This is a genomic window from Micromonospora sp. CNZ280, assembly GCF_011759515.1.
Genome location: NZ_JAAOYP010000005.1, coordinates 576,692 through 601,850 on the forward strand (window position 1 = coordinate 576,692; position 25,159 = coordinate 601,850).

Consider the following 25,159-nt stretch of genomic DNA (forward strand, 5'->3'; position numbering starts at 1 on the left):
GGCGTCGGACCGGCGGGGTGGCCGCCGGACGAGGGAGGCGACAGTGACCACCGAACGGATCGGCCCACCGGTCACCGGGGACGAGCGCACCATGCTCCGCGCCTTCCTGGACTACCACCGGGCCACCCTGGCCATGAAGTGCGACGGGCTCACCGACGAGCAGTTGCGGCTGCGCTCCATGCCGCCCTCGACGCTCACCCTGCTCGGGCTGGTGCGGCACATGGCCGAGGTGGAGCGCACCTGGTTCCGCCGGGTGATCAACGGCGAGGACATCCGGCTGGTCTGGTCGGACTCCGGCGACTACCAGCAGGCGTACGACCCCACCGGGTCGACCCGGGCGGAGGCGTTCGACGCCTGGCAGCGGGAGGTGGAGCACTCCCGGCGGATCGAGCGGGCGGCGGAGTCGCTCGACGTGACCGGCTACAACGCCCGCTGGGACCAGAGGGTGTCGCTGCGGCTGGTGATGCTGCACCTGATCCACGAGTACGCCCGGCACAACGGCCACGCCGACTTCCTCCGCGAGGGCATCGACGGCACCGTCGGCGCCTGACCACGCCACCCGCCGGGGCCGGGACCTCGGGACCCGTCCGGCGGGCCGTCCGACCCTGCCCGCCGCGCCTTCCCCGGAGCAACGTGGGAGGTGACGACGGCGTGAGGAGGACACCATGAAGGCGCTCGTCTACGGCGGACCGGGCAAGAAGTCCTGGAAGGACGTTCCCGATCCCACGATCGAGGCACCGCGCGACGCGATCATCCGGGTCGACGCGGTGACCATCTGCGGCACCGACCTGCACATCCTGGGCGGCGACGTGCCAGCGGTCCAGCCCGGTCGGGTGCTGGGCCACGAGGCGGTCGGCACCGTGGTGTCGGTCGGCGACGGCGTGAGCAACCTGGCCGTGGGTGACCGGGTGCTCGCGTCCTGCATCTCCGCCTGCGGCGTGTGCCGGTACTGTCGCGAGGGCAGCTACGGCCAGTGCCTCGGCGGCGGTGGCTGGGTGCTCGGCCACACCGTCGACGGCGTCCAGGCCGAGTACGCCCGGATCCCGTTCGCCGACCTGTCCACCTACCGGCTGCCGGCGACGGTCTCCGACGAGGCGGCCGTGCTGCTGGCCGACATCCTGCCCACGTCCTATGAGGTGGGTGTGCTCAACGGGCGGGTCGGCCCGGGCGACACCGTGGTGGTGGTCGGCACCGGCCCGATCGGGCTGGCCGCGATCCTCACCGCGAAGCTGTTCTCCCCGGCCCAGGTGATCGCCGTGGACCGGGCGCAGAGCCGGCTGGACGCGGCCAAGCAGTTCGGCGCGGACGTCACCGTGCTCGCCGACGCCGACCCGCTGGCGACGGTCCGCCAGGTCACCGGCGGCCTCGGTGCCGACGTGGTGATCGAGGCGGTCGGCACCCCGGCCGCGTTCGAACTCTGCACCACCCTGGTCCGTCCCGGCGGGCACGTGGCCAATGTCGGCGTGCACGGCAAGCCGGTGACGCTGCACCTGGAAGACCTGTGGATCCGCAACGTCACCATCACCACCGGCCTGGTGGACACCCACTCCACCGCCAAGCTGCTCGACATGCTGGTCGCCGGGCAGCTCGACACCGGCCACCTGGTCACCCACCGGTTCCCGCTCGACGAGATCCTCGCCGCGTACGACGTCTTCGCCCGGCCGGCGGAGACGGGTGCGCTCAAGGTGGTGCTGAGCCGCTGACCGGGAGGACGTGCGCCGGTGGGGCGACCGCCCCGCCGCAAGCCGTCGGCTCCGGCCGGCGCGGTCACCCGCGCAGCGGCAGCCAGGCCAGCACGTCCTGGATCTTGGCGTCCCAGTACGCCCAGTCGTGCGTGCCGGGGGAGAAGTCCACGGTGAGCGGGATGCCGCGCCGCCGGGCCGTCTCGACGAAGTGGACGTTGTCCTCGTACAGGAAGTCCTCGGTGCCGCAGGCGACGTAGAGGTCGGGTGCGTCGGCGCGGCCGTCGCCGTACCGGTCGAGCAGGGCGATCGTGTCGTCCTCGGTGCCGGTCACCCGGCGTTCGCCGAACACGGTGTGCCAGACCGCCGGGTCCAGCGGGCTGGTCGGGTGGTGCCGGCGGGTGGCCACGTCCAGCGCGCCGGAGAGGCTGGCCGCGGCGGCGAACCGGTCGGGCTCGCGCAGCGCCCACTTCACCGCGCCGTAGCCGCCCATCGACAGCCCGGCGACGAAGGTGTCCTCGCGCCGCTGGGACAGCCGGAAGAACGACGAGCAGACCTGCGGCAGCTCGGAGCTGAGGAAGGTCCAGTACCGGTTGCCGTGCTCCTCGTCGGTGTAGAAGCTGCGGGACACCTGGGGCATTACCACGGCCAGGCCGAGCGGGGCGACGTACCGCTCGATCGAGGTGCGGCGCAGCCAGATGGTGTCGTCGTCGGTCAGGCCGTGCAGCAGGTACAGCACCGGCGGATCGCCGGCGGTGACGCCGCCGGCCATGCCGATCTGCGAGGTGGTGCGCTGCGGCAGGATCACCGTCATCGAGGTGCTGAGGGTGAGCACCTCGGAGTAGAAGTCGACACGCATCAGGGCCACGGTGCCCGACCGTAGTCGACGCGGCGATCAGGTCCAGTAGAGGATCCGGCAGGCCGGCAGCCGGTCGGCCAGCTCGCGCTCGAACCAGGAGCGCAACTCGGCCATCGTGTCGCGCGGGTAGACGTACTTGACCGCGCCGAACCGGCCGTGCCGGCGGCTGCGCAGCGTCTCGTCCATCTCCAGCTTCGTGCGCGGGTACCAGCCGAGCAGCACCTCCTTGCTGCCCGGGGTGAACCGGTGGGTGATCAGTTCGGCGGTCAGGTCCAGGTCGGGCACCCCGTCGACCGCCGCCGCGACCGCGCCGAGCAGCTCGCCGTAGTGGGCCCGCCAGTCGGGCAGCGGCATGATCGGGGCGATGGTCAGGCCGACCGGGTAGCCGTCCAGGGCGAGCCGGCGCAGCGCGGCCAGCCGGTCCGGCACCCGGGCCGTACCGCCCTCCATCCGCTCGCTCACCGGCCGGCAGTTGACGCTGAACCGCACCCGGGTGCGGCCGGCGTGTGGCAGCCCGACGAAGCTGTCCACGTCGGCGTACTTGGTGGTCCAGCGCAGCTGCACCGGCGCGTCCCAGCCGGCGAAGTGCTCCACCGCCCGCCGCCAGCTGCCGGTCAGGTGCTCCAGGGCGAGCGGATCGGTGTAGCAGGACGCCTCGAACGTGGTGCCCTCCCCGGCCCGGCGCGGGTTGCGGCTGGTCACCGTCCCCTGCCCGGCGTAGCCGGCCAGCCCGGCCAGGATGTCGTCGAGGTCGGCGTAGACCCGGGTCACCGGTGGGCCGGAGAGCGAGCCGGCCAGGTAGCAGTACTGGCAGTGCGCCGGGCAGCCCTCGGCCAGGTCGAACCGCCAGTCCGCGCTCGGCGCGATCGGTTGCAGCTTCCGGCGTGACGGCGGGCTCACCACGATCGCCAGGGTCGACTTCGCCCGGGCGTACGTCTCCCGCTCGGTGTCGCCGCGCACCCCGGTCAGCCGGTTGGAGCGCAGCCGCTCGACCTCGATGCCCAGGGTCGCCAACCGCGCCACGATCCGCCGTCCGTGCGGCTGGTCCAGCGCCGCCGGGGTGGCGACCACCCGCCGGGGCGTCCAGCGCCGCGCCGGGCGGGCCACCGGCGCCAGCCCGGCCAGCTGACGGATCGGCACCCGCTCTCCGCTGGCGTCGTGCGGCGCGGGGGGTACGTCGACGGCGAGCGGCTCGTCGACGTCCACGCCCTCGGCGTTCGGCCTCATCCCGCCGGGGTACCCGGTTCCGCCCCGATCGCACGTTCGGGTTATTCGGTTGCCCGGCCGGCGGGTGCGCTGCTGCACTGCCCACGACAGCCGACGACCGGAAGGGATCCCCGGAATGCGCGCGACGTTCATGTCCAACCAGCTCGGAATCGTTCTCGACCCGAAGGACATGACGCGGCGTGAAGACGCTCAACGTAGGGATCCTGGCGCATGTTGACGCCGGAAAGACCAGCCTGACCGAACGCCTGCTGCACGCCGTCGGCGTGATCGACGAGCCGGGCAGCGTGGACGCGGGCACCACTCGTACCGACTCGTTGCCGCTGGAGCGGCAGCGGGGCATCACCATCCGCTCCGCCGTCGTGTCGTTCCTGGTCGGCGACGTGACGGTCAACCTGATCGACACCCCCGGCCACCCGGACTTCATCGCCGAGGTGGAGCGCGCGCTCGGCGTGCTCGACGGCGCCGTGCTGGTGGTCTCGGCAGTCGAGGGCGTACAGGCGCAGACCCGGGTGCTGATGCGCACGCTCCAGCGCCTGCGGCTGCCCACCCTGATCTTCGTCAACAAAGTCGACCGGGCCGGTGCGGACGCCGACCGCACCCTGCGGGACATCGCCGCCCGGCTCTGCGCCGCCGTCGTGCCGATGGGCGCCGTCGCGCGGCCCGGCACCCCCGACGCTCGCTTCGTGCCGTACGCCGACACCGATCCGGCTCTCACCGGCCGGCTGGTCGACGTGCTCACCGCGCACGACGAGGCGCTGCTGACCGCGTACGTCGAGGACGAGGCGGCGGTGGACGCACCGCGACTGCGGACGGCGCTCGCCGCGCAGTCCCGCCGCGCGCTGGTCCACCCGGTGCTCGCCGGCTCGGCGGTCACCGGCGCCGGCGTCGACGCGCTGGTCGCCGCCCTGCCCGACCTGCTGCCGGCGACCAGCGGTGACGTCGACGCGCCGGTCTCCGGCACTGTCTTCAAGGTCGAGCGTGGCCCGGCCGGCGAGAAGCTCGCCTACGTCCGGCTGTTCGGCGGGACGCTGCGCACCCGCGACCGGCTGCCCGCCGGCCCGGCCCACCAGCCGAAGGTGACCGGCATCGAACTCTTCGACCAGGGCACCGCCGTCCGCGCCGACGCGGTGAACGCCGGCCGGATCGCCATCCTGCGCGGGCTGGACCACCTCCGGGTCGGCGACCCGGTCGGCGCGCCGCCGCCGGGTGGCCGCCGGCACTTCCCGCCGCCCACCCTGGAGACCGTCGTGCTGCCGCGGCGCCCCAGCGACCGGGGGGCGCTGCACGCGGCGCTCACCCAGCTCGCCGAGCAGGACCCACTGATCAACGTCCGGCAGGACCCGATCCGGCGGGAGATCTCCGTGTCGCTCTACGGCGAGGTGCAGAAGGAGGTCATCCAGGCGGTCCTCGCCGACGACCACGGCGTGGCCGTCACCTTCCGGGAGACCACCACCGTGCACGTGGAGCGGGTGGTCGGGGTCGGCGCGGCGGTCGAGTTCATCGGCGTGCCGCCCAATCCGTTCCTCGCCACCGTCGGGCTGCGGGTCGAGCCCGGCCCGCCGGGCAGCGGGACCACCTTCCGGCTCGGCGTGGAACTCGGCTCCATGCCGCCGGCGTTCTTCGCCGCCGTCGAGGAGACCGTGCACGAGACGCTGCGCCAGGGCCCGCACGGGTGGCAGGTCCTCGACTGCCTGGTCACCATGACCCACTCCGGCTACTGGGCGCGGCAGAGCCACTCGCACGGCACCTTCGACAAAAGCATGTCCAGCACCGCCGGGGACTTCCGCAACCTCACCCCGCTGGTGCTGATGGCGGCGTTGCGGCAGGCCGGCACCCGGGTGGCGGAGCCGATGCACCACTTCCGGCTGGAGGTGCCGGCCGACGTGCTCGGCGCGGTGCTGCCGGTGCTGGCCGGCCTGGACGCGGTGCCCCGGCAGACCACCGCCCAGGGCGGGGCGTACGTGGTGGCGGGCGACATCCCCGCCGGGCGGGTGCACGCGCTGGAACAGCGGCTGCCGGCACTGACCCGGGGCGAGGGCATGCTGGAGTCCACCTTCGACCACCACCGCCCGGTACGCGGCGCGACGCCGGTGCGGGACCGCTCGGACCACGACCCGACGGACCGCCGGAAGTACCTGCTGGCGGTCGTCCGCCGGGTCGCCGGGTGGCGCGACGGATCGTGACCAACTCGCCGTCGAATATCAATTGCGGTCAGCCGGCGGGCCGCCTACTGTCCATGTCGCAGGTCAACCGAGCCGCAGATCCCGTTTGGAGCACGCCGTGTCGCAGCGTAACCGCACCTACGCCAGGTGGCTTTCGCCATGTGGTGGTGCCCTGCGGTCCGCGGGCGAAGGCGTCCGGGGTCAGCGTCGGCAGGGCCGGCGACGGGGGTGGTGGCGCGACTAGCGCCGGCGCGTACGCGCAGCCGCCCACCCCACCGGGGCCTGGGCGGCTTTCTCGTTCCGGACGGGCGACGAGCCCTTCCCGACACGGGCCGTTGGAGCAACGGGAAGCTCACCCGGTTCTCAGCCGGGAGGTCACGGGTTCGAACCCCGTACGGCCTACGGGGCGACGCCGGACGGCGTCGCCCGCCCCCCGCGGTTGTAGCGCAGTCTGGCAGCGCGTCACCTCGCCACGGTGAAGATCGCCGGTTCGAATCCGGCCAATCGCTCGACCGCCGGCACCCGCCGGCACGGGCTGCGCGCTGGGCGCAGAGCGGCTTTGCACGCCGCTCCCGCCGGGTTCGATCCTCGGGCGGTCCACGATCACTATCGGTCACCGGAGACGGTGGCGACCAGACGACACGAGGAGCCGACGATGACTTTCAGCACGCTCGCGGGCACCCGCGCGCCGGTCCGGGTGTGGACCGACCCGTACGGCATCGAGCCGCAGGCCGCGCGGCAGCTGCGCAACATCGGCGCGCTCCCCTGGGTGGAGGGCGTCGCGGTCATGCCGGACGTGCACTTCGGCAAGGGCGCCACCGTCGGCTCGGTGATCGCCATGCGGCAGGCCGTCTCGCCGGCCGCGGTCGGCGTGGACATCGGCTGCGGGATGTCCGCGGTGCGCACCTCGCTCATCGCGGCCGACCTGCCCGACGACCTGGCCGGGCTGCGCTCGGCGATCGAGGCGACGATCCCGGTCGGCTTCGCCCAGCGGGACACCGCCGTCGACCCGCGCCGGGTGCGCGGCCTGGAGCAGTCCGGCTGGGACGCGTTCTGGCGCGGCTTCGCCGACCTCGACAAGCGGGTGGCGCAGCTGGAGACCCGGGCCCAGCGGCAGCTGGGCACCCTCGGCGGCGGCAACCACTTCATCGAGGTCTGCCTGGAGCAGGGCGGCGCCGACGACGGCCGGGTCTGGCTGATGCTGCACTCCGGTTCCCGCAACATCGGCAAGGAACTGGCCGAGCGGCACATCTCGGTGGCCCGCGGGCTGCCGCACAACGCCGACCTGCCCGACCGTGACCTCGCGGTCTTCCTCGCCGGCACGCCGGAGATGGCGGCCTACCGGCGGGACCTGTTCTGGGCACAGGAGTACGCGCGGCGCAACCGGGCCGTGATGCTCGCCCTGCTCTGCGAGGTGGTGCGGGAGCAGTTCCCGCAGGTCGGCTACGACGAGCCGATCTCCTCCCACCACAACTACGTCGCGGAGGAGAGCTACGGCGGGGTGGACGTGCTGGTGACCCGCAAGGGCGCGATCCGGGCCGGTCGGGGGGACCTGGGGATCATCCCGGGGTCGATGGGCACCGGGTCGTACATCGTGCGCGGCAAGGGCAACCCGGACGCGTACTGCTCGGCCTCCCACGGGGCCGGGCGCCGGATGTCCCGGGCGCAGGCCAAGCGGACGTTCAGCACGGCCGACCTGGCGGCGCAGACCGCGGGGGTGGAGTGCCGCAAGGACGCCGGGGTGGTCGACGAGATCCCCGGCGCGTACAAGGACATCACCGAGGTGATGGCGCAGCAGGAGGACCTGGTCGAGGTGGTCGCCCACCTCAAGCAGGTGGTCTGCGTGAAGGGATGACCGCTGACCGGCGCCCCGGGGGGTTGGGGCGCCGGTCCGCACGCCCCGGTGGCGCAACGGAGAGCGCGCCGGTCTACGAATCCGGAGGGTCCAGGTTCGAATCCTGGCCGGGGCACGTGGTACGCCGCCCGGCGCGAACGCGTCGGGCGGCCCGTGGGGGCTGGTGCAACTGGCAGCACGTCCGCCTCTGGAGCGGAAGGTTGGAGGTTCGAATCCTCCGCCCCCAGCCCGATCCGCACGAGGGGTTCTAGCTTGTCAGCGTCGCGGGCGACGACGGCTTCGAGCGTCTCGCCGGCTTCGTACCCGGCGACGGCAGCTGTGCTGACGTCGGCGACGGACGGGCATCCACTACCGCCCACTGCACCCCCGCAGACGCTGTCGAGCTGCCCCAGCTATAGGGGCAGCGCCGCGACGTGGCCCGCAAACCGCTGCTCGGGGTGCGAGCGCGAGGACCGTTCGTCAGCCAGTGGTCCCACAGATGGGGCAGCTCTAAAGGGCACTGAAGGCATTGGTGACGCCCGGAGAACGGCGTCGACGGGACGGCCCGGCATCACGGTCGGGCAGCGACACCAGGACGCCGAGCAGGCCGGATTACCTCGGCGACACGCGATCCGACCGGCTCGCCGCCGCCCACCCGCGGACTCCGCGCCCCGGTGTTCAGCGGCTGGCGGCGGCGAGCGTGACGGGCACCGCGACCAGCTTGATGCGGCTGCCGTCGGCGGGGGAGACCTCGTACACCTCGACGGTGCCTCGCTGTTCCCGGGTGAGCCGGTAGCGGACGCCGACCCGGTAGTCGCCGCGGCAGCCGGTGCCGCAGGTGGCGGTGGTGAAGCTGGTGGCGAGTTCCCGGCCGGCGGCGTCGAGGATCCGGACGTTGACGGTCGCCTCGAACACGTCGGCGGTGCCGGTGACGGTGACCGGGGCGGTGACCCGCTGGCCGACGACGGGACTGGTCACCACGATCGGGGGAAGCAGGTCGGCGTAGTCGGCGCGGTCGGCCGGGTCGCCGGTGCCGAACCGGACCCGCCGCACGGTGGGGAACTGGGTGAGGGTGTAGACGACCTGGGCCTCGCACAGTCGCCGGGTCGCTGCCGACCCGGTGGGCAGCGCGGGAAGGGTGGCGACGCCGTCGGCGATCCGGGTGACCTCGACGCCGGCCGGCAGCAGGGTGGTCATGCCGGTGGCGGCCTCCGCCGTGGTCGGCCCGGCGGCGAGTTCGGTCAGCGCCAGCCGCGAGGTGGCCGGGGTGGCCGGCCGGGTGCGGCGGGTCGGGGTGATCCGCCCGTCGCGGACGTACCACAGCTCGATGGTCAGGTTCTGCGGGCGGGGGGTGGCGCCGGTGCTCGGGGGTGCGGTGCGGGTCGCCGGCGTGGCCGGCGGCGGGCCGGTGTCCGCCGGGGTGGGTGGCGGTGTCGGGCCGGTGGGCGCGGTGGCTGGCGACGCCGCGGTGGGCGCCGGGCCGAGCGTGCCGCCGCGCGGGTCGCCGCAGCCGGCGGCCAGGAGCAGGACGACCGCCAGCGCGGCGCCGCGGCGGGCGCGGCCGGCCGGGTGCCGGGTCGGGGGGCGGGTCATCGGGCACCTCCGGGCTGCGGTGCCGGCCGGGTGCCGGCGTCGGCGGGGTCGCGGGGCGGTACCGGGTCGGTGGCGGGCAGTTCCAGCCGGAACCGGGTGCCGCGGGCGGGTGCACTGTGCACGGAAAGCCGGCCGCCGAGCAGCCGGGCGTTCTCCCGGGCGATGGCCAGGCCGAGGCCGCTGCCCCGCCCGGAGCGGGCCGGGTCGACCTTGTAGAAGCGGTCGAAGAGCCGGGGCAGATGCTCGGCGGGGATGCCCGGCCCCTGGTCGGTGACCTCGAACACGACCAGCGGCCCGTCCGGCCGGACGGCGGCGCGGATGTCGCCGCCGCCGTGCTCGACCGCGTTGGCGATCAGGTTGGCCAGCACCCGTTCCAGCCGTCGCGGGTCGGTGCGCAGCTCGACCGGTTCGGCGTCGACGGTGACCCGGTCCCGCCAGCCGCTGGCGGCCACGATGGCGTCGAGCAGGGCGGGCGGGTCGACCGGGCGGACGGCGACCGGCTCCTGGCCGGCGTCGAGGCGGGAGATCTCCATCAGGTCCTCCACCAGCCGGCGCAGCCGGACCACGTCGGTGACCAGCAGTTCGGCGGCGCGCCGGGCGTCGCCGGGCAGCTGGTCCAGGTGGTCGCGCAGCAGCGAGGCCGCCGCCACCAGGGCGGTGACGGGGGTACGCAGTTCGTGCGCGACGTCGGCGGTGAACCGCCGCTCGCGGGCCTGGGCGCGGGACAGCGCCTCGATCTTCGACTCCAGCGCCTCGGCCATTTCGTTGAACGAGGCGGCCCAGGCGCTGAACTCGTCGCGGCCGCGTACCGGCAGCCGGGTGGCGAGCAGCCCCTCGGTGATGGCCCGGGCGGCGCGGCTGGCCCGGCCCACCGGTTCCAGGGTGCGGCGGGCCAGGCCGTGCCCCACCCCGGCGGCGAGCAGCACCACCAGCACCCAGCCGGCCAGCAGTGCGGTGCGGAGCTGGTCGAGGTCGGCGACGACCGCGTCCTCGACGGTGACCACGTACAGCTCGGCGGTGGAGCCGGGGATCCGGCCGCCGACCACCAGCAGCCGGGGGCGGGCGTCGGGCGCGGAACGTTCGTAGCCGAGCTGGCCGGCCGCGACGGTGGCCCGCAGCCCCGCGCCGAGCGTCGGCGCGTACGCCGGGTTGGACGGCTGCGCCTCGCCGGCCACCAGCACCACGTGCCGGCCGCTGCTCTCGAAGCTGGTCAGCAGGTCGGCGCGGCGCTGGTCGGTCAGCGGCAGGAACTGCCCGGCGAGCACCAGTTGGTAGCGGGCGTCGGCGGCGGCCTGGTGCAGCGACCCGTCCAGGCGGGCCTGCCGCAGCAGCAGGTAGGAGCCGCTCGCGAGCACGCCGGCGGAGACCCCGGCGACCAGTACGAACGCGATCATCAGGCGGCGCCGCAGGCGGCCCGGTGCGACGGCGTCGGTGGCCATCGCTGCCTCCTCCCTCACGCCGTGGAGAGTTTGTAGCCGGCGCCGCGCACGGTGCGGACCAGTCGGGGGTGGGCCGGGTCGTCCTCGACCTTGGCCCGCAGCCGCTGCACCGCCACGTCGACCAGCCGGCTGTCGCCGAGGTAGCTGTGGTTCCACACCCGCTCCAGCAGCAGCTCCCGGGTGAAGACCTGCCCCGGCCGGCGGGCCAGCTCCAGCAGCAGCCGGAACTCGGTGGCGGTCAGCGGCAGATCCCGGCCGTCCTTGCGGGCGACGAAGCTGGCCGGGTCGATCTCCAGCCCGCCGACGGTGAACACCTCGGGCGCCGCCGGCGCGGTGGCCCGGCGCAGCACCGAGCGGACCCGGGCCACCAGCTCCGGCAGGTCGAACGGCTTGCGCAGGTAGTCGTCGGCGCCGGACTCCAGGCCCACCACCACGTCGATGGTGTCCGTGCGGGCGGTCAGCATCAGCACGGGCACCTGGCTGGTGCGCCGGATCTCCCGGCACACCTCGAAGCCGTCCAGGCCGGGGAGCATGACGTCGAGCACTATCAGGTCGACCGGCCGGGCCCGCCACGCCGCGAGTGCCTCCCGGCCGTCGACGGCGGTGCTGACCCGGAAACCGGCACGGCGCAGCCCCAGGGCGGTGACCTCCCGGATGGAGGCGTCGTCCTCGACCACCAGCACGTGGCCCTCCATCATCCGAGACTAGTCCCGCCGCGAGGCGCCGCCGACCTGCCACAACGGACGGTGTGGAGGGCCCGGGCGGCGCCGGGCCCTCCACCGTGCGGCTCGCTCACTGCTGCCACTGGTGGGCGACGTCGAGCACGATCCGGCTGTGCGTGCCGGGGCCGCTGAGCACGAACACCCGGAACGGCAGTCGGGCCCGCACGCCGACGGCGAACGTGGTGTAGCCCTCGAAGCTGCCCCCGAAGACCACGTCCCGCAGCGTCCGGTAGCGCAGCACGTTCGCCGCGTGCTCGCCGACCCGGTACGGCACGGTGGCCAGGTGCTCGTCGTCGTACGCCGGGGCCTGCAGGGAGACCCGCAGCAGCTCGTCCCCGGCGGTGTACGGCGACAGCGGCAGCCCCTCGCCCTCGGTCCAGGTCTCGCCGTAGGTGACCGTGTAGCCGGTCACCGCACCGGCGAACTCGAACACCACCCGGTCGTAGCAGTCGTGCCGGCCGGTGCGTACCTCGACCAGCGGGGCGGTGCTCAGTGTGCCGGCCGACTTCGCCCCGCTGCCCCAGGTGATCCCGCAGTACGGCGCCCCGGTCGCCGCCGCGGTGGTGGTCGCCGCGGCGCCGGTGCCCGCGCCGGCGACCAGCCCGCCGAGCACGACCACCAGCGCCGTGAGCGCGCTCCTGATCCTCATCGTCTTCCCCCTCGGGTCGTTCCCGTTCGGGCCACCTCGTCGGCCTCGTCGCCGGTGGCCTCGGCGTCCACCGTCGGTCCGGTCCGCCACAGCGACTTCGCCGTGGCGTAACGCCCGGGTAACAGGTGCCGGTCAGGCGTTCGGGTCGGACTCGGGCGGGCGGCGCAGCGTCCGCAGCGGTGAGCAGTAGACCGGCAGCCAGGTCAGCCCGTTGGCGACGGCGCCGACGACCAGCGAGGTACGCACGTCGGCGTACTGGCCGAGCAGGCCGGCGGCGACCGCGCCCACGGTGAGCGCCCCGGTGAGCAGGAAGCGGAAGGTGGCGTTCATCCGGCCGAGCAGCGGATCCGGGGTGCTGCCCTGGCGCAGGCTCACCCCGATGACGTTGCCCACCCCGGTCCGCCAGGCCAGGGCCAGCCAACCGACGCCGGCCAGCCAGAGCATCGCCCCGCCGTCGATCAGCGCGACCAGCCCGCCGAGCGGGGCGACGAGCAGGCCGGGCAGCCACAGCGCGCGGCCGTGACCGATCCGCTCGGCCAGCGGTCGGGCGGTGAGCGCGCCGAGCAGCGCGCCCACCCCACCCAGTCCGAGGAACAGGCCGAGGGCGGCGGGGCCCAGGCCCAGCTCGCGCAGGAACACCACCGGGAGCATGGTGGTGGTCAGCTGCATGGTGAGGTTGATGCCGGCGGTCGAGACGGCGAGCGGGCGCAGCAGCGGGTTGCCGAGCACGTGCCGGACGCCCGCGCCGAGCTGCCGGCCGAAGCCGTCGGCCGGCTGCCCGGAGGGTTCGCGGGGCGGGCCGGCCGGGATCCGTCGCAGGATCGTCGCGGAGAGGGCGAAGGCGACCGCGTCCACCACGATCGCGACCGGTGCGGTGAGCGCCTGCACGGCCAGCCCGCCGAGCCCTCGTCCGGCGATCTGCAGGGTCGCGCTGGTGCCCATCAGCAGCGAGTTCGCCGCGACCAGGCGGTCCCGGCCGACCAGCTCCGGCAGGTAGCTCTGCGCGGCGACGTCGGCGAAGACGGTGCCGACGCCGGTCAGCAGCACCACCAGGTAGAGCTGCTCGATGCTCAGCCAGCCGGCCCACCAGGCCAGCGGCACGGAGGCCATCAGCACGGCCCGGGCCAGGTTCGCGGTGACCAGCACGGTGCGCCGGGGCAACCGGTCGACCCAGACGCCGGCCGGCAGGCCGATCAGCAGGAACGCGACGGTGCTCAGCGCGCCGAGCAGCCCCACCTGGCCGGGGGTGGCCGCCAGCAGGGCGACGGCGAACACCGGTACGGCGAACTGGCCGACCTGGAAGCCGAGGTCGTGGACGAGCGCGCCGGCGTAGAGCAGGCGGAAGGAGCGGGGCCAGCGGCCGGTCCGGTGGTGGCCGGCGGGCGGGGCGGCAGGAGTGGTGAGCATGCCGACCACCGTGCCGACGGCTCCGGCCGCGGGCGATAGATTTGATTCTCGCCAAACCCACCGGAGGTGCCGATGATGCTGGTCGGGTTGGCCGCGCGCGACCTGGCGACCACCCGGTTCGCGGTGTCGCCGCTGTGGGAGGTGGTCGCCAGCGTCCGGGTCATCCGGCAACCGCACTGGTTCCCGGAGCACCTGCCCTGGGTCGAGCGGGCCCGGCCGCGGCTGGCCGGGGTGGACTGGCGGCTCCTCGCCGACCTGGTGCCGGTGCTGACCGGGGTGGTGCCGAGCTTCCTCTGTCCGCCCCCGTCGACCTCCCAGCCGACCCTGGACGTGGAGCTGGCCACCCTCGCCGCCACCCCGGCCGAGGCCGTCCGGGCTGATCTGGGCGCGCGGCCGCGGTCGCCGCGGCTGGCGCAGTTGTCCGACGACCCGCCGGCCGGGTTGGCCCGGCTGGCCGAGGTGGTGCGGGCGTACGCCGACGCGGCGATCGGGCCGTACTGGCCGCGGATGCGCACGCTGCTGGAGCGGGAGGTGCTGCTGGGCGCGCGGCGGATGGCCACCGACGGGGTGGCCGGTCTGCTCAACCACCTCGACCCGTACGTCCGGCTGGAGGGCGACACGTTGCACGTCGACCACCTGGTGGTCTCCGGCACGGTCCACCTCGACGGGCGCGGGCTGCTGCTGGTGCCGTCGGTCTTCTGCGGTCCCCGGGTCTGGTCGAACTTCGGCTCGCCGGGTCAGCCGGTGCTGCGCTATCCGGCCCGCGCGGTGGCCACGCTCTGGGAGCGGGCCCGGGGTCCGCACGGTCGCGGGCTGGCCCGGGTGCTCGGCCGGACCCGGGCCGCGTTGCTGCACGAGTTGGCGGTGCCGACCTCGACCACGGAACTGGCCGACCGGTGTGGGCTGACCCCGGGTACGGTGTCGGCACACCTCGGTGCGCTGCGCGCGGCGGGTCTGGTGGGCGCCCACCGCTCCGGCCGCTTCGTGCTCTACGCCCGGACGACCGCGGCGGAGGCGCTGGTCGCCGCCGCACCGTGAACCGGACGGGAGGACGACAATGACCGGGCGCACGCCGAAGGTCTCCTGCGTGTTCGTCTGCCACGACGGCGCGGGCCGGCTGCTGCTGGCCCGGCGCGCGGCCGGGGCGCGCGACGAGCCGGGCACCTGGGACACCGGCGCGGGCGCGCTGGAGTTCGGTGAGACGTTCGAGGCGGCGGTCGGCCGGGAGGTCGCCGAGGAGTACGCGAGCACCCCGCTGGCGGTCACCCTGCTCGGGGTGCGCAACGTGCTGCGGGCCGACCCGCCGTCGCACTGGGTGGCGGTGGTCTTCGCGGTCCGGGTCGACCCGGCGACGGTGGCGATCGGCGAGCCGCACAAGTTCGACCGGCTGGGTTGGTTCACCCGCGACGCGCTGCCCGAGCCGCTGCACTCGCAGCTGCCGGCGACCCTGGCGATGCTGCCCGATCCGCTGCCCTGACCGGGGCGGCCCGTCGTCCCGGGTGGGGGGGCGCACGCCGCTCGGTATGACGGTTCCGTTATGGCGGACATCGACGGCGATCCATCTAACATCCACGTACATCGATGTTCGGCGGTCCTGCCGCCGTGAACACAGGGAGTGCGTGATGTTCCGACGACAACTGCTGCGCGCCGGGGGCGCCGTGCTGACGGCCGTGCTGGCCGCGGCCGGGGTCCAGGTGGCCAGCGGCACGACCGCGTCCGCCGCGGCCCGCACCGTCTACTACGACGCGAGCCGGGCCGGCGAGTTCCGTACCAACTTCGACCAGGCCGCGCAGATCTGGAACAGCCGGGTCAGCAACGTCCAGTTGGTGCCCCGGACGCCGGGCAACGTCACCATCTACGTGGACAGCGGGTGGCCGCGGGCGCAGGTCACCGGCCTGGGCTCGGGCCGGATCTGGATGGGCTGGACGGCGGTCAACCAGGGCTACGACCGCACTCGCATCGCCAGCCACGAGCTGGGCCACATCCTCGGCCTGCCGGACCGGCGTACCGGCCTCTGCTCCGACCTGATGTCCGGCAGCAGCGCCCCGGTCTCCTGCCGCAACGCCTACCCCAGCTCGGCCGAGGCCAGCCGGGTCAACCAGCTCTTCGCCGGCGGCCTGGCCGCGTCGGCGGACACCGTCGCCCGGACGTACACCTGGACCGACGGCGCGGACGCCGAGGGTGACGTGGCGCCGCTGGTGGTCGGCGGCCGCCCGGCCACCGAGAACTACCCGTGGATGGTGTACGTCTCCGGCTGCACCGGCACCCTGATCAAGGCCAACTGGGCGGTCACCGCCCGGCACTGCTCGACGCCCTACTCGGTGCGGGTGGGCAGCGTCAACCGCACCAGCGGCGGGACGGTGGTCCGGGTGACCCGGGCGGTCAACCACCCGACGATCGACGTCAAGCTGCTGCAACTGGCCAGCTCGGTCGGCTACGCCCCGGCACCCATCCCGACCACCTCGGGTGCGGTCGGCACGGCGACCCGGATCATCGGCTGGGGCCAGACCTGCCCGACCCGCGGCTGCGGCGGCGCCCCGACGGTGGCGAACGAGCTGGACACCTCGATCGTGTCGGACAGCCGCTGCATCGGCATCAACGGCCCGTACGAGATCTGCACGAACAACACCAACGGCAACTCCGGCGCCTGCTACGGCGACTCGGGCGGCCCGCAGGTGCGCCGGATCAACGGGGTGTGGAACCTGATCGGTGCCACCAGTCGGTCCGGCAACAACAACTCGGTCTGCGCCACCGGCCCCTCGATCTACGGCGACCTGCCGTCCATCCGGTCGTGGATCAACACCCAGGTCGGCGGCCTGCCGGTCTGATCGCTCCGCCCGCCACGGGGGACGCCGCCCGGCGGTGTCCCCCGTGGACCGTGTGCGCCGGCGCGGAGTCGTGGGCCGTCACCCGGCGGATACGCGGAGTGCGGTACGGTGCTCACATATCGACCCCTTCCGAGGTGATTCATGCCTTCCGTCGCCGCGCTCGCCCTGACCCTGGCCCTGGCCTTGGCGCCCGCGCCGACGCCCGCTCCGTCGTCGTCGAGCTCCGGCGGGCTGGTCGGCGGTCTGCTCGGCGGCGTCGGTGACGTGGTCGACGGCCTGCTGGGCGGTGGTGACGGCGGCACCACGCCGCCGCCGAGCGGCTCGCCCGCCCCGAGCGGCTCCGCCCCCTCGGCGCCGACGCCCGCGCCGGCCGTCCCGTCGTCGTCGACCTCCGCCCCGGCACCCGCGGGGGCCGGCGTGCCGGTGCCCGGGCGGGCCGGTCAGGGGCCGGGCGGCCGGGAAGGGGTGCTGCCGGCGCCGGACGGGCGCACCGCCGCGGTCGACGACCCGGCGCCGCTGGCGGGACCCGCCGCGCCGGCCGACGACGACCGGCTCCAGTGGATGGTGTTCGGCATGGCCATCGGCGCTCTGGCGGTGCCGGTCGTGCTGCTGCTGCGTCGCGGCCGACCCCGGGTCGCGCCCGCCGCGGCCGCCGCGCCCGCCGCGCCGGCCGGTGGACCGGAGCCCGAGCCCGGGCCGGTCGACGACAACGTGACCCGGCTGCCCACCAGTTTGAACGCCATCTACGAGTTGGGCCGGCTCGACGAGCGGCTCGCCCAGGAGCGCAAGCGGGGCTCCTGAGCCCTCGCCCACCGGCTGATCGTCCGCGCCGGGAACTCGCTCGCAACCAGCGGTCGGTGCTGTCGTACGACCGAGTTGGAAACGTTTTCGTAACGAGCCCTTGACCTTGGCGCGGAGCACGGCGCAGACTCCCGGAAACGTTTACAGCAATCAGGTGGAGGTGCCGAGCGTGGGTCGTAAACGTTTACAGGAGTCGACCGACGGCCGGCCCACCGTCCACACGGTCGCCGCCCGCGCCGGCGTCTCCATCGCCTCCGCCTCGCGGGTGCTCAACGGCGTCGGCGGCAGCCCGGAGACCATCCGCAAGGTGCGCGCCGCGGCCGCCGAGGTCGGCTACGTGCCCAACGCCATCGCCCGCTCCCTGCAGTCGCAGCGCACCGGCCTGCTCGCGCTCGCCGTCGAGGACATCGGCAACCCGGTGTACGTGGCGATGATGCGGGCCATCGAGGCGGTGGTCGCCGCGTCCGGGCGGCAGCTGCTGGTGCACGCCACCGGCGGGCGGATCGACAACGAGACAGCACTGCTGCGCCGGCTGGCCAACCGCTACGTCGACGGCATGATCCTGTCGCCGATCCGGGTCACCGACGACCATCTCGCCGCCATGGTGGACAGCCCGGTGCCGGTGGTGGTGATCGGCCAGCTCGGCGCCGACGCCCCGGTGGACAACGTGCGTACCGACTCGCGGCGCGGCGTCGCGCTGGCGGTGGAGCACCTGGTCGCCACCGGGCGCCGCCGGATCGGCTTCGTCAACGGTCCGCTGGACACCGTCCCCGGCGCCGCCCGCGACGCCGGGTTCCGGGCCGCACTGGCCGAGCACGGCATCGACCTCGACGAGCGTCTGGTCGAGGTCGGCGACTTCCAGTACGCGGCCGGCCGCGCCGCCGCCCAGCGGCTGCTCGCCCGGGCCCGCCCGGACGCGCTGATCTGCGCCAACGACCTGATCGCGGTCGGCGCGCTGCACGCCCTGCTGGCCGCCGGGCACCGGGTGCCCGAGGACGTGGCGGTGGTCGGCATGGACGACACCGAACTGGCCCAGATGATGTTCCCGCAGCTGTCCAGCGTCTCGCTCGGCTCGGCCGAACGCGGTCGCCGGGCCGCCGAGCTGCTGCTCTCCCGGATCGCCGACCCGGCGCTGCCGCCCCGACGCGAGCAGGTGCCGCCCAGCCTCGCGATCCGCGCCTCCAGTCGGGCCGCCGTGCCGAGCCCTCGGGCCGCCGATGCGGCGGTGCCGGCGGGCGGTGAGCCGGCCGGTCCCGCGGTAGCGAACGAGGAGGTGAACCGGTGACCACGTTGGCCGAGCGGCCGGACGTCGACCGGGCCGGAAGGCCCGCTCGGGGCGGCTGGTCCCGCTCCGACCGCACCATGATCTACCTGCTGCTGCTCCCGTCGCTGCTGCCGATCCTGGTGCTGTCGGTCTTCCCCCTGCTGCGCGGCATGTACCTGGGCTTCACCGACGCCCGGGCCGGGCGCAACGTCGAGGTCAGCTTCACCGGCCTGGCGAACTACCGCGAGCTGCTCGGCGACGAGCTGTTCTGGAACTCGTTCAAGATCGGTCTGCTCTGGGCGTTCGGGGTGACCGTGCTGCAGTTCCTGCTCGCCCTCGGCCTGGCGCTGCTGCTGAACCAGCGGCTGCGCTTCCGGGGCGTGGCGCGGGTGCTGGCCGTCGTGCCGTGGGCGATGCCCCCGGTGGTGGTCGGCATCCTCTGGAAGCTGGTCTACCACCCGGACGCCGGCCTGCTGAACGAGTTCTTCCACCGGGTCGGCGCGGACGGGCTGCGGACCAACTGGCTCGGCGACTTCAGCACCGCGCTGCCCGCGGTGATCCTGGTCGGCGTCTGGGCGGGCATGCCGCAGACCACCGTGGTGCTGCTGGCCGGTCTGCAGGGCGTCGCCCGCGAGCTGCACGAGGCGGCTGCGGTGGACGGAGCCAGCGCCTGGCACCGGTTCCGGCACGTCACGCTGCCCGCACTGACCCCGGTGATCGTGGCGATCACCTCGCTGGACTTCATCTGGAACTTCAACTCGTTCGGGCTGGTCTACGTGCTCACCGCGGGCGGGCCGGGCGGCAAGACCATGCTGCCGATGCTCTTCGCGTACGAGGAGGCGTTCCGCTACGGCAACTACGGCTACGCCGCCGCGCTCGGCAACGTGATGGTCGTGATCATCGTGGCGCTGCTCGCCGTCTACCTGCGTCGCCGGCTGAGGGAGGCGAACTGACGTGATCGGAAAGTCGAGCCGTACCGGGCGGACGTTGCAGTACCTGGCGCTGGCCGGTTACCTGATCTTCCTCGGGTTCCCGCTGGTCTGGCTGGTCTCGACGTCGTTCAAGCCGCCCCGGGAACTGGTGCAGCTGCACCCCACGCTGATCCCGAGCAACCCGACGGTGCAGAACTTCGTGCAGGCCTTCACCGAGCAGGAGTTGGGCCGGGCGGCGCTGAACAGCCTCCAGGTCTCGCTCGCCTCGGCGGTGCTCACCGTGCTGGTCGCGCTGCCCGCCTCGTACGCCCTGGCCCGGTTCCGCTCCAAGCTCGGCACCGCGGCCCTGGGCTGGGTTCTGCTCTCCCAGCTGTTCCCGTTCGTGCTGCTGATCATCCCGATCTTCCTGGTGCTGCGGCAGGTGGGGCTGGCCAACACGCACGCCGGACTGGTGCTGATCTACGTGGTCTGGGCGCTGCCGTTCGCGCTCTGGATGCTGCAGGGCTTCGTCCGCAACATCCCGCGCGAGCTGGAGGAGGCCGCCAGCGTGGACGGCGCCAGCCGGGTGCAGGTGTTGCGCCGGGTGGTCTTCCCGCTGCTCGCCCCCGGGGTGGTGGCCACCGCGCTGTTCTCGTTCATCTCCGCCTGGAACGAGTTCTTCTTCGCCCTGGTGCTGGTCAAGACGCCCGAGCTGGCCACCCTGCCGGTGGCGCTGGCCCGGTTCGTGGGCATCGAGGGCACCGCCCGCCTGGGCCCGCTGGCGGCCGGCTCGCTGCTGGCCACCCTGCCCAGCCTGATCTTCTTCGCGTTCATGCAACGCCGGCTCTCGTCCGGGTCGCTCGCCGGCGCGGTCAAGGGCTGATCCACCCCCCCCATCCACCACCGAGGAGGTTTTCCCCCATGCTCCGTAGCAGATTCCGTCGACTGGCCGCGGCCGCCGCGGTCGCGGTCGTCGGCGTCGGCACGCTCGCCGCGTGCGGCGACGGCGGCGACGACGAGACCACATCCGGCCCGGTCAAGCTGCGCTTCCTCAGCCTGGCCTGGCAGAAGGAGTCGCTGCAGGCCAACAAGGACCTGGTCGCCAAATGGAACGCCGAGCATCCGGACATCCAGGTCGAGTACGTCCAGGGTGACTGGAACTCGGTGCACGACCAGCTGGTCACCTCGTTCGAGGGCGGCGACGCGCCGGACATCGTGCACTACGAGGCGTCCGCGATCGGCGAGTTCAGCAAGCAGGGCTACCTGACCGACCTGTCCGGCCTGATCTCCGACGACCTGAAGGGCCAGGTCGACCAGGGTGTCTGGGACACCGTCACCTACGACGGCAAGGTCACCGGCGTGCCGTTCCTGCTGGAGTCGCAGGTCGTCATCGCCAACAAGAAGCTGCTCGACGCCGCCGGTGTCGCGGTGCCGCCGGCCGACGGCGGCTGGACCTGGGACGAGTTCCAGGCCAACGCGCAGAAGCTCACCAAGCCCGGCCAGTACGGCGTGGCGTGGGCGTTGAAGTCGCCGACCAACCGGGTGCTGAACCTGGCGCTCAACTTCGACGGGAAGTTCTTCTACACCGACGGTGGCAAGACCGAGGTCAAGGTCGGCGACGCGGAGAAGGAGGTCCCGAAGCGGATCCACGACATGATCTACACGACGAAGTCGGCCTCCCCGGAGGCGCTCGGGATGAGCGGCGCGGACACCCTGCCCGGCTTCTTCGGCGGCAAGTACGCCATGCTGCCCGGCTCGGTGTCGCTGCGCCAGCAGATGGTCGAACAGGCGCCGGCCGACTTCGAGTGGGTGACCCTGCCGCCGGTCAAGGGGCTGTCCAGCAAGCAGGCCGCGAACCCGCAGACGCTGTCCATCGCCGAGGACTCCAAGGCCAAGAAGCAGGCCGCGCAGTTCCTGGAGTACTTCCTCAACCCGGCCAACATGGCCGCGCTGGCCAAGGGTGACTGGCTGGTGCCCACCGGCAAGCAGGCCAACGAGGAGCTGGTCAAGCTGACCGGCGGCAAGCAGGGCTGGGACGTCGCCGCGGACAGCGCGGCCGACCTGACCGTCGCGCCGTTCCAGATGGCCGACGGGTACCCGGAGTGGAAGACCAAGTACGCCACCCCGGCCCTGCAGCAGTACTTCGCCAACAAGATCACCCTGGACCAGCTCGGCACGCAGCTGGTCGACGGGGGCAAGCAGGTTCTGAGGTAACGATGGCACTCTTGCTCGACAAGTCGGTCGGATGTCTGGTCGGCGCCGCCGTGGGCGATGCCCTCGGCGGGGCCACCGAGACGGCACTACCGGAGCAGATCCGGGCCCGCTTCGGCGGCTGGGTGGAGGGCATCGTGCCCCCGTACCACGCCGACTGGGCCACCGCGCGGCCACTCGCGCCGTACCACAAGGGCGACGGGCACATCACCGACGACACGTTGATGACCCACGCACTGGTGCGGGCGTACGCGGCCAAGCGGGACCACCTCGACGCGTACGACGTGGTGGAGCTGCTCGTCCCCGACCTGATCGAGCGGGTGGTGTACATCCCGGACCTGGAGCGCGAGGGGGTGACCTTCCACCGGCTCGCGGCCGCCGAGCGGTGGTTGGTCACCCGCCTGCACCACGCGCACGCCGACCCGCGCGAGGCGGGCGTCGGCAACATCGTCAACTGCGGCGCGGCCATGTACATGGCCCCGGTCGGCATCGTCAACGCGGGCGACCCGGCCGGGGCGTACGCCGAGGCGGTGGAGATCGCCGGGGCGCACCAGCACAGCTACGGGCGGGAGGCCGCGGCGGTCTTCGCCGCCGCGGTCGCCGCCGCGGCGGCCCCCGGCGCGGGCGTCGAGGACGTGGTCACCGCGGCGCTGGACCTGGCCCGCGACGGCACCCGGGCGGCGATCGACGCGGTCGTCAAGGAGGCCCGGGGCCACCACGACTGGAAGGCCGCGATCCCCGCGCTGCGGGCCGCGGTGGCGCCCTACGACACGGTGGGGGAGGAGTACCGCAGCCCGGGGCTCGGCGCTCGCCGGCCCAGCCGGCTGCACGCCATCGAGGAACTTCCGGTGGCCATCGGCATGCTGGTGGTGGCCGGCGGCGAGTTCCGCCCGGCGGTGCTCGGCGCGGTGAACTACGGCCGGGACGCCGACTCCACCGCCACCATGGCCGGCGCGATAGCCGGGGCGCTGGGCGGCGCGGCGGCGGTGCCGGCGGAGTGGTCCGACGCGGTCGGCACCGCCTCCCGGACCGACCTGGTGGAGCCGGCCCGCGTGCTCGCGGCGGTGGCCACCGAGGTCTTCGAGCGTGACCGGGCCCGGTTCACCCAGCGGGCCGAGCGCTTCGCCGGGCTGACCGCCGGGGCGGAGCGGGCCGGCGCGGCGCGGGGCGAGGAGCCGACCCGGTGAGGATCACCTGGGTGCAGCCGGAGGACCTGCTGCCGCACGAACTGGCCGCCAGCCGGGACGAGGGCCGCGACGTCGGTCCGCTCGCCGAGCGGTGGGCGGCGGCCGGCGGGGACCTCACCCCACCGGTCAGCGGCGCCTCGCCGGCCCCGGCGCCGCCGGCGCTGCGGGCGCTCGCCGTCGAGCTGCTGGACGCCGCCGACGCGCTGCCCACCCCGGCCGCCGCCGACGAGCCGGACGACCTGGCGACCCTGCGGGCGACCTGGCCGGCGACCTGGTCGCTGCCGACCACGGTGGCGTACGACCGGCTGCACGGCGCCTGGTTGGGCCGGGCGGCGGGCTGCCTGCTCGGCAAGCCGGTGGAGAAGATCCCCCGTCACGGGATCCGGGAGATCCTCGTCGCCACCGGCCGGTGGCCGCTGCGCGCCTGGTTCACCGCACGTGGGCTGCCCGCCGAGGTGGCTGCCCGCTGGCCGTGGAACCGGCGCAGCGCGCCGACCAGCCTGGCCGAGAACATCGACGGCATGCCCGAGGACGACGACCTGAACTTCGCCCTGCTGGCGCTGCGCGTGCTGGAGACCCACGGGCGGGACTTCAGCAGCGCCGACGTGGCGCAGGCGTGGCTGGACTGGCTGCCCGGCGGGCGGGTCTTCACCGCCGAGCGGGTCGCCTACCGAAACCTGCTGCTCGGGTTGGCGCCGCCGGCTACCGCGCGGCGGCACAACCCGTTCCGGGAGTGGATCGGCGCGCAGATCCGCACCGACGTCTACGGCTGGGTCAACCCGGGCCGCCCCGACCGGGCCGCCGAGCTGGCCTGGCGCGACGCCACGGTCAGCCACGTCCGCGCCGGCGCCTACGGAGCCATCTGGGTGGCCGCGATGGCGGCCGCCGCGACGGTCGCCACCAGCGTCGACGAGGTGCTCGACGCCGGCGAGTCGGTGCTGCCGCCGGGCAGCCGGTTCGCCGCCACGGTGCGCGAGGCGCGGGCGCTGGGCGCCTCCACCGACGACTGGGAGGCGGTGCTGGACGAGCTGTACGCCCGGCACGGCCACCTGCACTGGGTGCACGTCCGCAACAACGCCGCGTTGGTGGCGGCCGCGCTGGCGTACGGGCGGGGGGACCTGGAGCGGTCCATCTGCGCGGTGGTCAGCGGGGGCTGGGACACCGACTCGACCGGCGCCACGGTCGGCGCGGTCACCGGTGCCCTGGCCGGGGCGTCCGGGCTGCCCGAGCGCTGGGTGGCCCCGCTGCGCAACCGGCTGGCCAGCAGCATCGCCGGCTTCGACGGGATCGGCTTCGACGAGCTGGCCACCCGGACCGCCGCGCTCGCCGAGCCGACCCCGGCCGCCCTGGCCGGTCCGGCTTCGGCCGCCGCCGGGCCGGGGTCGGGCGCCGGCCCGGCTCCGGGTACGGCGGGAGGTGCGCGGTGACCGCCCAGGTGGTCGTGGTGGGCAGCACCAACCTCGACCTGGTGGTGACGGCGCCGCAGCTGCCCCGCCCGGGCGAGACGGTGCTCGGCGAGAACTTCCGCACCGTGCCCGGCGGCAAGGGCGCCAACCAGGCGGTCGCCGCCGCCCGGGCCGGCGCGGCCTGCGGCTTCGTCGGCGCGGTCGGCGACGACGAGTTCGGCGCGCAGCTGCGGGCGAGCCTGGTCGCGGCGGGCGTGGACGTGCGCGGCCTGCGCACCGTGCCCGGCCCGTCCGGCGTCGCGCTGATCGCGGTCGACCGGAACGCGGAGAACTTCATCGTGGTCGCCCCCGGCGCCAACGGCGAACTCACCGACCTGGACGACGACGACCGGGCGTCGATCGCCGCCGCCGACGTGCTGCTGCTCCAGCTGGAGGTGCCGCTGCCCACCGTGGTCGCGGCCGCCGGACTTGCCCGCGCCGAGGGCACCACCGTGGTGCTCAACGCCGCGCCGGCCGCGCCGCTGCCGGCCGAACTGCTCGACCTGGTCGACGTGCTGGTGGTCAACGAGCACGAGGCGGCCGTGGTCGCCGGGGTCTTCGCCGACGAGCCGCCGGTGCTGCTGGACGCCCTGCTGGAGCTGGTGCCGCGGGTGGTGCTGACCCTCGGCGCGCGCGGCGCCGCGTACGCGGACCGGGGCGGGGTGCGGCTGGAGATCCCGGCGCCGCGGATCGACGCGGTGGACACCACCGCGGCCGGTGACGCGTTCACCGGGGCGCTGGCCGTCGGCTGGGCCGAACGCGGCGGCGCCGTCGACGCCGACGCGGTCACCGCGATCCTGCGCTGGGCGTGTGCCGCCGGGGCGGCCTGTGCCCAGTGCCCCGGCGCGTCGACCGCGCTGCCCGAGCGGACCGCCATCGAGGCCCTGTACACCACGACATACCGGGGGACGCCGTGAGCGCGAGGAGTGAGCCGGTGT

22 protein-coding genes, 4 tRNA genes and 1 pseudogene are annotated in these 25,159 nt (G+C 74.2%); 19 read left to right on the plus strand and 8 right to left on the minus strand.

The annotated features are described in order from the left end of the window. Nucleotides 1–43 precede the first annotated feature (43 nt). Nucleotides 44–550, plus strand: coding sequence for a DinB family protein (locus FHX32_RS33195; protein WP_167191951.1), 507 nt, complete (start codon nucleotides 44–46; stop codon nucleotides 548–550). A gap of 115 nt (nucleotides 551–665) precedes the next feature. Next, nucleotides 666–1,703, plus strand: a complete 1,038-nt coding sequence (locus tag FHX32_RS33200; protein WP_167191953.1) for a zinc-dependent alcohol dehydrogenase family protein — start codon at nucleotides 666–668, stop codon at nucleotides 1,701–1,703. 64 nt (nucleotides 1,704–1,767) lie between these two features. On the opposite strand, the gene FHX32_RS33205 is transcribed toward FHX32_RS33200, so the two are convergent. After that, complete coding sequence (locus FHX32_RS33205; protein WP_167191955.1) at nucleotides 1,768–2,550, minus strand: alpha/beta hydrolase; 783 nt, start codon at nucleotides 2,548–2,550, stop codon at nucleotides 1,768–1,770. Between the two features lie 27 nt (nucleotides 2,551–2,577). Next, the gene (locus FHX32_RS33210; RefSeq protein ID WP_208419647.1) at nucleotides 2,578–3,768 is read right to left on the minus strand and encodes a spore photoproduct lyase family protein; all 1,191 of its coding nucleotides are present in this window, start codon (nucleotides 3,766–3,768) and stop codon (nucleotides 2,578–2,580) included. Nucleotides 3,769–3,947: 179 nt separating this feature from the next. Here FHX32_RS33210 and FHX32_RS33215 point away from each other — a divergent pair, with 179 nt between their 5' ends. The 6 genes from FHX32_RS33215 to FHX32_RS33240 all read left to right on the plus strand — a co-directional run bounded on the left by FHX32_RS33215 (nucleotide 3,948) and on the right by FHX32_RS33240 (nucleotide 8,012). Continuing rightward, a complete protein-coding gene (locus tag FHX32_RS33215) occupies nucleotides 3,948–5,951 on the plus strand; it encodes an elongation factor G (RefSeq protein ID WP_167191957.1) in 2,004 nt (667 codons plus the stop codon). Between the two features lie 308 nt (nucleotides 5,952–6,259). Beyond that, nucleotides 6,260–6,332, plus strand: a tRNA-Glu gene (locus FHX32_RS33220). 33 nt (nucleotides 6,333–6,365) lie between these two features. Then, nucleotides 6,366–6,439 (plus strand) — tRNA-Gly (locus FHX32_RS33225). A gap of 146 nt (nucleotides 6,440–6,585) precedes the next feature. After that, nucleotides 6,586–7,785, plus strand: a complete 1,200-nt coding sequence (locus FHX32_RS33230) for an RtcB family protein (protein ID WP_167191959.1) — start codon at nucleotides 6,586–6,588, stop codon at nucleotides 7,783–7,785. A gap of 42 nt (nucleotides 7,786–7,827) precedes the next feature. Continuing rightward, nucleotides 7,828–7,900, plus strand: a tRNA-Arg gene (locus FHX32_RS33235). 39 nt (nucleotides 7,901–7,939) lie between these two features. Further along, a tRNA-Gln gene (locus tag FHX32_RS33240) sits at nucleotides 7,940–8,012 on the plus strand. A 6-nt stretch (nucleotides 8,013–8,018) separates the two neighbouring features. On the opposite strand, the pseudogene FHX32_RS35590 reads toward FHX32_RS33240, so the two are convergent. The 6 genes and pseudogenes from FHX32_RS35590 to FHX32_RS33270 form a co-directional block, all read right to left on the minus strand. Further along, nucleotides 8,019–8,126, minus strand: a pseudogene (locus tag FHX32_RS35590) (HD domain-containing protein); the annotation flags it as partial. 316 nt (nucleotides 8,127–8,442) lie between these two features. Next, nucleotides 8,443–9,357, minus strand: a complete 915-nt coding sequence (locus FHX32_RS33250) for a Gmad2 immunoglobulin-like domain-containing protein (protein WP_167191961.1) — start codon at nucleotides 9,355–9,357, stop codon at nucleotides 8,443–8,445. Continuing rightward, a complete protein-coding gene (locus FHX32_RS33255; protein ID WP_167191963.1) occupies nucleotides 9,354–10,796 on the minus strand; it encodes a sensor histidine kinase in 1,443 nt (480 codons plus the stop codon). The genes FHX32_RS33250 and FHX32_RS33255 overlap by 4 nt, the downstream gene beginning before the upstream one ends. Nucleotides 10,797–10,810: 14 nt before the next feature. Further along, complete coding sequence (locus tag FHX32_RS33260; RefSeq protein WP_088997748.1) at nucleotides 10,811–11,491, minus strand: response regulator transcription factor; 681 nt, start codon at nucleotides 11,489–11,491, stop codon at nucleotides 10,811–10,813. Nucleotides 11,492–11,588: 97 nt separating this feature from the next. Further along, the gene (locus FHX32_RS33265; RefSeq protein WP_167191965.1) at nucleotides 11,589–12,167 is read right to left on the minus strand and encodes an AMIN-like domain-containing (lipo)protein; all 579 of its coding nucleotides are present in this window, start codon (nucleotides 12,165–12,167) and stop codon (nucleotides 11,589–11,591) included. Nucleotides 12,168–12,299: 132 nt separating this feature from the next. After that, nucleotides 12,300–13,574, minus strand: coding sequence for an MFS transporter (locus FHX32_RS33270; protein ID WP_167191967.1), 1,275 nt, complete (start codon nucleotides 13,572–13,574; stop codon nucleotides 12,300–12,302). Nucleotides 13,575–13,649: 75 nt separating this feature from the next. Here FHX32_RS33270 and FHX32_RS33275 point away from each other — a divergent pair, with 75 nt between their 5' ends. From FHX32_RS33275 to FHX32_RS33325, 11 genes are all read left to right on the plus strand, one after another. Continuing rightward, a complete protein-coding gene (locus tag FHX32_RS33275) occupies nucleotides 13,650–14,612 on the plus strand; it encodes an ArsR/SmtB family transcription factor (RefSeq protein WP_486481459.1) in 963 nt (320 codons plus the stop codon). Between the two features lie 19 nt (nucleotides 14,613–14,631). Next, the gene (locus FHX32_RS33280) at nucleotides 14,632–15,051 is read left to right on the plus strand and encodes an NUDIX domain-containing protein (protein ID WP_167191971.1); all 420 of its coding nucleotides are present in this window, start codon (nucleotides 14,632–14,634) and stop codon (nucleotides 15,049–15,051) included. A gap of 145 nt (nucleotides 15,052–15,196) precedes the next feature. Beyond that, nucleotides 15,197–16,402 (plus strand): snapalysin family zinc-dependent metalloprotease, encoded by a 1,206-nt coding sequence (locus FHX32_RS33285; RefSeq protein WP_167191973.1) that lies wholly within the window; start codon nucleotides 15,197–15,199, stop codon nucleotides 16,400–16,402. A gap of 141 nt (nucleotides 16,403–16,543) precedes the next feature. Beyond that, a complete protein-coding gene (locus tag FHX32_RS33290) occupies nucleotides 16,544–17,203 on the plus strand; it encodes a hypothetical protein (RefSeq protein ID WP_167191975.1) in 660 nt (219 codons plus the stop codon). Nucleotides 17,204–17,372: 169 nt separating this feature from the next. Beyond that, complete coding sequence (locus FHX32_RS33295; protein ID WP_167191977.1) at nucleotides 17,373–18,488, plus strand: LacI family DNA-binding transcriptional regulator; 1,116 nt, start codon at nucleotides 17,373–17,375, stop codon at nucleotides 18,486–18,488. Further along, nucleotides 18,485–19,420, plus strand: coding sequence for a carbohydrate ABC transporter permease (locus FHX32_RS33300; protein WP_486481460.1), 936 nt, complete (start codon nucleotides 18,485–18,487; stop codon nucleotides 19,418–19,420). Before FHX32_RS33295 ends, FHX32_RS33300 begins: the two co-directional genes overlap by 4 nt. Nucleotide 19,421: 1 nt before the next feature. Then, nucleotides 19,422–20,261 (plus strand): carbohydrate ABC transporter permease, encoded by an 840-nt coding sequence (locus FHX32_RS33305; RefSeq protein ID WP_486481461.1) that lies wholly within the window; start codon nucleotides 19,422–19,424, stop codon nucleotides 20,259–20,261. Between the two features lie 38 nt (nucleotides 20,262–20,299). After that, the gene (locus FHX32_RS33310) at nucleotides 20,300–21,592 is read left to right on the plus strand and encodes an ABC transporter substrate-binding protein (protein WP_167191979.1); all 1,293 of its coding nucleotides are present in this window, start codon (nucleotides 20,300–20,302) and stop codon (nucleotides 21,590–21,592) included. Nucleotides 21,593–21,594: 2 nt separating this feature from the next. Further along, entirely contained in the window at nucleotides 21,595–22,776 is a 1,182-nt protein-coding gene (locus tag FHX32_RS33315) for an ADP-ribosylglycohydrolase family protein (protein WP_167191981.1), read from the plus strand. Then, the gene (locus tag FHX32_RS33320; protein ID WP_167191983.1) at nucleotides 22,773–24,203 is read left to right on the plus strand and encodes an ADP-ribosylglycohydrolase family protein; all 1,431 of its coding nucleotides are present in this window, start codon (nucleotides 22,773–22,775) and stop codon (nucleotides 24,201–24,203) included. The genes FHX32_RS33315 and FHX32_RS33320 overlap by 4 nt, the downstream gene beginning before the upstream one ends. After that, nucleotides 24,200–25,138 (plus strand): ribokinase, encoded by a 939-nt coding sequence (locus FHX32_RS33325; RefSeq protein ID WP_167191985.1) that lies wholly within the window; start codon nucleotides 24,200–24,202, stop codon nucleotides 25,136–25,138. Before FHX32_RS33320 ends, FHX32_RS33325 begins: the two co-directional genes overlap by 4 nt. The last annotated feature ends 21 nt before the right edge of the window (nucleotides 25,139–25,159 follow it).

Excerpts from the sequence above, each read along its gene's own strand:
- FHX32_RS33200 (WP_167191953.1), top strand. The coding sequence starts at position 666 with ATGAAGGCGCTCGTCTACGGCGGACCGGGCAAGAAGTCCTGGAAGGAC.
- FHX32_RS33210 (WP_208419647.1), bottom strand. The coding sequence starts at position 3,768 with ATGAGGCCGAACGCCGAGGGCGTGGACGTCGACGAGCCGCTCGCCGTC.
- FHX32_RS33230 (WP_167191959.1), top strand. The coding sequence starts at position 6,586 with ATGACTTTCAGCACGCTCGCGGGCACCCGCGCGCCGGTCCGGGTGTGG.
- FHX32_RS33250 (WP_167191961.1), bottom strand. The coding sequence starts at position 9,357 with ATGACCCGCCCCCCGACCCGGCACCCGGCCGGCCGCGCCCGCCGCGGC.
- FHX32_RS33255 (WP_167191963.1), bottom strand. The coding sequence starts at position 10,796 with ATGGCCACCGACGCCGTCGCACCGGGCCGCCTGCGGCGCCGCCTGATG.
- FHX32_RS33260 (WP_088997748.1), bottom strand. The coding sequence starts at position 11,491 with ATGGAGGGCCACGTGCTGGTGGTCGAGGACGACGCCTCCATCCGGGAG.
- FHX32_RS33265 (WP_167191965.1), bottom strand. The coding sequence starts at position 12,167 with ATGAGGATCAGGAGCGCGCTCACGGCGCTGGTGGTCGTGCTCGGCGGG.
- FHX32_RS33270 (WP_167191967.1), bottom strand. The coding sequence starts at position 13,574 with ATGCTCACCACTCCTGCCGCCCCGCCCGCCGGCCACCACCGGACCGGC.
- FHX32_RS33275 (WP_486481459.1), top strand. The coding sequence starts at position 13,650 with ATGCTGGTCGGGTTGGCCGCGCGCGACCTGGCGACCACCCGGTTCGCG.
- FHX32_RS33280 (WP_167191971.1), top strand. The coding sequence starts at position 14,632 with ATGACCGGGCGCACGCCGAAGGTCTCCTGCGTGTTCGTCTGCCACGAC.
- FHX32_RS33285 (WP_167191973.1), top strand. The coding sequence starts at position 15,197 with ATGTTCCGACGACAACTGCTGCGCGCCGGGGGCGCCGTGCTGACGGCC.
- FHX32_RS33290 (WP_167191975.1), top strand. The coding sequence starts at position 16,544 with ATGCCTTCCGTCGCCGCGCTCGCCCTGACCCTGGCCCTGGCCTTGGCG.
- FHX32_RS33310 (WP_167191979.1), top strand. The coding sequence starts at position 20,300 with ATGCTCCGTAGCAGATTCCGTCGACTGGCCGCGGCCGCCGCGGTCGCG.
- FHX32_RS33315 (WP_167191981.1), top strand. The coding sequence starts at position 21,595 with ATGGCACTCTTGCTCGACAAGTCGGTCGGATGTCTGGTCGGCGCCGCC.